This is a genomic window from Planctomycetota bacterium, assembly GCA_026387035.1.
Classification (GTDB): domain Bacteria; phylum Planctomycetota; class Phycisphaerae; order FEN-1346; family FEN-1346; genus JAPLMM01.
The window spans coordinates 1-5,424 of the sequence record JAPLMM010000099.1 but is presented as its reverse complement, the minus strand read 5'-3'; the positions used below and the strand labels follow the sequence as shown (position 1 = coordinate 5,424).

General features: G+C 68.0%; 4 protein-coding genes. 3 read left to right on the top strand and 1 reads right to left on the bottom strand.

Translation table 11 applies throughout. From position 1 onward, the window contains the following. The first annotated feature begins 195 nt into the window (after positions 1-195). Entirely contained in the window at positions 196-1,656 is a 1,461-nt protein-coding gene (locus tag NTX40_03565) for a hypothetical protein (GenBank protein MCX5648163.1), read from the top strand. Positions 1,657-1,683: 27 nt separating this feature from the next. Here the strand turns inward: NTX40_03565 and NTX40_03560 are convergent, their stop codons facing one another. Beyond that, the gene (locus NTX40_03560) at positions 1,684-2,826 is read right to left on the bottom strand and encodes an ATP-dependent 6-phosphofructokinase (protein ID MCX5648162.1); all 1,143 of its coding nucleotides are present in this window, start codon (positions 2,824-2,826) and stop codon (positions 1,684-1,686) included. 214 nt (positions 2,827-3,040) lie between these two features. On the opposite strand from NTX40_03560, the gene NTX40_03555 reads away from it, so the two are divergent. Both NTX40_03555 and NTX40_03550 read left to right on the top strand, forming a co-directional pair. After that, complete coding sequence (locus tag NTX40_03555) at positions 3,041-3,736, top strand: hypothetical protein (protein MCX5648161.1); 696 nt, start codon at positions 3,041-3,043, stop codon at positions 3,734-3,736. 346 nt (positions 3,737-4,082) lie between these two features. Continuing rightward, on the top strand, positions 4,083-4,814 hold the full coding sequence (locus NTX40_03550) for a Spy/CpxP family protein refolding chaperone (GenBank protein MCX5648160.1): 732 nt from the start codon (positions 4,083-4,085) through the stop codon (positions 4,812-4,814). Positions 4,815-5,424 lie beyond the last annotated feature (610 nt).

Below are 5,424 nucleotides of genomic sequence, written 5' to 3'. Positions count from 1 at the left end.
GGGACATCAACAAACTCTTCAGCGGCTGGGGGCATGGCTGGCACCGGGTGACCTACTACGGCGACCTGAGAGAGCCGCTCCAGGAATTGTGCAAGGCCCTCAACATAACCTTGGTCGAGGAGGCCTGATCCCCCGGCCGCAGCGCTGGCCGGCAGTGCGGCGTGCGCGGCCGGGGCGACGGGCCTGGCGGCGTGGATGGCGCGGGCCGCGGGCGCCGAGGCCGCCGCCAAGCCGCGTATCCGCGTGGCGTTCTCGCACACGACCCCCGACAAGATCCTCTGGCCGAACATCGGCTACGACTACGAGGGGCGGGGCAAGCAACTGCTCGACCAACTGGCCTCCCTGTGCCCCGAGGTGGAACTGCTGCCCGTCCGCGTGATGAGCGATGCCCAGGCCGCGCAGGTCATGGCCGACGACGCGCAGGTGGACGGTTACCTGGTGTATGTGCTTGGCCAGAACGGGGGCGCCTGGGCGCTCGTGGACGCCATCGCCAAGGCCGGCCGCCCTATGGTCGTCGTGGAGGACCACTACACCGATGGGTTCTCTCTGGGCTTCAACGGGCGGGCCGAGAAGGCCGGCTGGAAGGCCGTGTGCTTGGCCACGTCGCGCCTCCAGGACGTTGCCGACGTCCTGCGCTGCTTCCGGGTTCTCAAGCAGCCTGGGGCTACGGCCGACGATTTTCTGGCCGCCGCGCGGGCCACGTACAAGAAGAACATCGCTCCGATGGGCGACCTGGCGTGCACGGCCGACGCCACGCCCAAGTGCGACGTGGGCAAGTGCCTGGAGCAACTGCGGTCCTCAACGATCCTGGCGGTCAACGGCGGCCCAGAGGCTGCCCGTGTCCGCGTCCAGGCCATCGAGGAGGAGTTCGGCGCCAAGGTGGTCGCCATTCCGCACGCCGAGTTGCACGAGGCGTTTCTGAAGGCCGACCCGGCACAGGCCGCCCAGCGGGCCGACCAGTGGATGAAGGGCGCCGAGAAGATGCTGGAGGCCACGCGGGAGGACGTCGTTAAGTCCGGCGCGATGCACCTGGCGATGCAGGAGGTGATGAAGAAGTACGATGCGCGGGCCATCACGATCAACTGCCTCGGCGGGTTCTATAGCGGGGCGCTCCAGGCGTATCCGTGCCTGGGGTTCGTCGAGTTCAACAACAGCGGCCTCGTGGGCGCCTGCCAAGCCGACCTCCAGTCGACCATTACGATGCTGGCCGTGGGGATCCTGACGGGCCGGCCGGGCTACATCTCCAACCCCGTCATCGACCTCGCGAAGAACCAGATCATCTACGCCCACTGCGTCGCCCCGACCAAGGTTTTTGGTCCCGAGGGCGCCACGAACCCCTACCACATCCGCAGCCATTCCGAGGACCGCCGCGGGGCCGCCGTCCGCTCGATCCTGCCCCTCGGGTACATGACCACCACCCTGGAGTTCCTCCCCGGCCGGCGCCAGGCGATCTTCCACCAGGGCAAGACCGTGGCCAACATCGACAAAGACAAGGCCTGCCGCACCAAACTCGCCGTCGAGGTCAAGGGGGACATCAACAAACTCTTCAGCGGCTGGGGGCATGGCTGGCACCGGGTGACCTACTACGGCGACCTGAGAGAGCCGCTCCAGGAATTGTGCAAGGCCCTCAACATAACCTTGGTCGAGGAGGCCTGATCCCCCGGCCGCGACGCCGCAGGGGTACTACCGGCCGAAACTCGTCCCGATGCTGCGCGCGACCGCCAGGAGCGGGTCATCGGGAGGCACCAGTCGCGGTCCGCGCGAGGCTTCCTCTATCGCGATGTCCGTGATGCGCCCCTTTTGCCACGAGGCCATGCGGCCCCATGAGCCGGCGCCGACCAACTCGGCCGCGCGGTGCCCCAGGCGCGTCGCGAAGACGCGGTCGAAGGGCGAGGGCGTCCCGCCGCGCTGGACATACCCCAGAACCGTCGCGCGCGATTCGATTTCGGTCATCCGTTCGACGGTGTCGGCGACGAGGCGCCCGATGCCGCCGAGGCGGACCGGGTCGGTGCTCGTCTCGACGCGGCAGCGGACGACGGGCTGGCCGCCTTCGGGTTTCGCGCCCTCGGCGACGCAGACGATGCTGAACCGTTTGCCGCGCCGATAGCGTTGGCGGCAGACGTCGGCGACGGCCTCCCACCGGAACGGAATCTCCGGGATGAGAATGACGTCGGCGCCGCCGGCCAGCCCTGCGTGCAGCGCGAGCCAGCCGGCGTATCGGCCCATGACCTCGGCCACCATGACGCGGTGATGGGCGCCGGCCGTCGTGTGCAGACGGTCGAGCGCCTCCGTGGCAATGTTGACCGCCGTCTGGAACCCGAACGTCTGTTCCGTCCCGCGGACGTCGTTGTCGATCGTCTTCGGGACGCCGACGATCGGCAGGCCCAGGGCGGCCAGCCGACCCGCGATGCTCATCGAGCCGTCGCCCCCGATCACCACCAGGCCGTCGAGGCGGTGTTTCTCGAAGACGGCGAGGGTGTCGGCGGAGCGGTCGCGCCTGGTCACTTTACCGCGGCTCGTCTCGGCCCAGGCGAAGGGGTCGGCCTTGTTGCTCGTGCCGAGGATCGTCCCCCCGAGCGTCAGGATGTTGGAGACGGCCTGCCACGGGAGTCGGCGCGTGCGGTCGAGGACGAGCCCTTCGTAGCCGTCAAGGAAACCGACGACCTGGGCGCCGTGCTCGTGGAGGAGGGTTTTGGCGACGGCGCGGATGACGGCATTGAGGCCGGGGCAGTCGCCGCCGCCCGTCAGGACGCCGACGCGGAGCGGCGTCCGGCGGCGCGTCGCGGTTTTCCGCCTGGGGCTCTTGCGTCCGGTCTTCCTGGTCATCCGAACTCCCTTTCCTCTGTGCCGACGGGCGATTCTACTCCGCGCGATGCCGCGGTTACAGGGAAAACGAAAGGCCGCGTCTTCGCCGGCGGGGGCGAAAAACGGAACCCGATGCCGGCGCGGCGCATCCAAGGAGGTGCGGAGATAGTGCGCCGCTTGCAAAGCCGCGCCGACGCCGGTACGCTTTCGGCAGCGGTCGGGAAAGGGGAGAATCATGCGATTGGCCTCAACACGCATCGCCCTGGCGGTCGGCCTGGTCTCGGCCGCGATTCTCGCGGCAGGCTGCGAGGCGCAGAATCCAACGGGCCGCGCCCCGGGCGCGGCCGAGGACGACTCGGCCCCCCGGCGGACGCTCCTGGCGTGGCACGGGTCGCTCATCGGCAGCGACCGCCAGCAGTACCTCGCCTGCTTTGCGGGGACGGAGGACGAACTGGTGCTCGTTCTGGCGGCGTTCGAGGCGGTCGAGGCGGGTTGGGCCTTCCGCAACGCCGTCGTCGCCGCCTACGGCGAAGACGCGTGGCGCTCGTTCGAGCGGTCGGACGGGGCGCGCGTCGCCCTCTTTCCGCGCGAATCGGATTGGCCGATGCGAATCACCCTCGTCCGGACCGGCGCCTTGGCGTTCGGATACCTGCCCGGCGGGCGCGTGCCGATGCACCTCGTGGAAGACCGCGGCGCGTGGCGGATCCAGGCGGCGAGCCTGATTCCCCCCGGCCAGACGGCCGAGAAGGCGGCCTATTACCTCTTCCGCTGGTCGGCGGCGCTGCGGGAACTGGCGCAGCGTGTCGGTCGGCCGGGCGAACCGGCCGCGCCGCTCCGGCCGGACGCGCCGCGCCAGGCGCTCGAAGGGAAACTCGAGGCCGGCGAACTCAAACCGGCCGACGCAGCCATCCACTATATGATGATGCACTAACACTACTAATAAACTGTGTTCTCCAACGCAGAGGACGCAGAGAGCGCGGAGAACTGCAAAGATAGGGGAACGGCAAACAACATGCTTTGCGAGACGCTGACGGAAATTGCCTTGCCGTTGTTACTCAATCCTCCCTCTGCGGCCTCTGCGCTCTCTGCGTTGAAATAGCGTTGTAGTACTAAGCCCCACCAGAAATGCTTTGACTGTATCCTTCGGCGTCGCTAGCGTGTTATATCTTGCTATGCCGCAAGGCGGGGGTCCGGGCGGACCATCGGCCGAGCGAGCGATCTTCGCGTCGCGGGCCTCGAGCGAAGACCAAACGGAAGGCCCGGTGGAGAAGGAAACCATGAAGTGCTGGAAAGGTCTCGTGTTGGGGTTGGCGCTGGTGCTCTTGGTGGCCTCGCCGGTTCTGGCGCAGGAAGAAGGCGCACAGAAACCGGCCAAGGCGGAGAAGGCCGAGAAGGCCCCGAAGGCCGAGAAGAGCGCGCTTCGCGGCGAGTATGCGATCATGGCCAGCGAGTGCCAGTTGACCGACGCCCAGAAGGCCGCCCTCGAAGCGGCCCTGGCCGCCAAGGAAGAGGCCATGAAGGCCGGCAAGGAAAAGGCCGACGCCCTGAAGAAAGACCTGGCGGCAGCGAAGGAGAAGAAAGACGAAGAGGCCGTCAAGCGCATCGGCGGCGAGATCAAGGCCCTCCAGACTGAGCGGGGCGCCGTCGAGACCGAGCATCAGGGCAAGATACTCGGCTGCCTCAGCCCCGAGCAGCGCACGACGTGGGAAGGCTTCAAACTCTACCGCGGCCTGATGTACCGCTACAGCAAGGCCGAACTGGACGAGGGCCAGAAGGCGAAAGTCCGCGGCCTGGCGAACGAGGCGGCCAAGAAGATGCTGGCCGTCACGGGCGCCGGCAAGGAAGCCGAGGACGCCAAGGATAAGATCGAGAAGGAACTCAAGGCCTCCGTCGAGAACGACGTCCTGACGGCCGAGCAGAAGGAAAAGTTGAACGCCCCCAAGGCCCCGAAAGAGAAGGCCCCGAAGACGGGCGCCAAGGGAGCCAAGGCAGGGCCCGCTGAAATGTGACGCAGCCGGAAATGCGTTGATCAAGGCCGGGCGCGCCGGACGGCGCGTCCGGCTCTTTTTGGGCGCGTAAGGGAAAATGGGGTCTGACCCCGTTTTTCTGGCACCGGCCGCGGCGGGAGGCGGCGGGCGTTCGCGGCGAAAAAATCAGTGGACACGGCCGGGCTGTGGTATAATAACCCCTTGCACGTTCTGTTCGGTCGGGCCCGCGTGGGCCCCTCGGGCATGGCGGTCTTCGCCGGGCGGGGCGGCAGGCGAAGACAACTCTGGAGCCCCGGTGGAGAGTACGACGATGGGAATGCGTCAATGGTGGTTGGCTGGTCTGTGTGTGAGTTTGCTGGCGGCCATGGTGGTCGTCGGCGGCTGCAAGAGCGAGCCGGTGCCTCCGCCGGCTGCGCCTGCTGCGAAATCGGCCCCTGCGCCGGTGGCTGAACCGGCTCCCGCGCCTGCTGCGAAACCGGCCCCTGCGCCGGCGGCGAAACCGGCGCCCGCGCCTACTGCGGAACCGGCGCCTGCACCGGCACCCAAGGCCGAAACCAAGTAGGGCGCCTGAGGTCGTCTGAAGCGAAGCCGTGAGCGAATGCGGCCGGGCTTGCCTCGCGCAGGCCCGGCC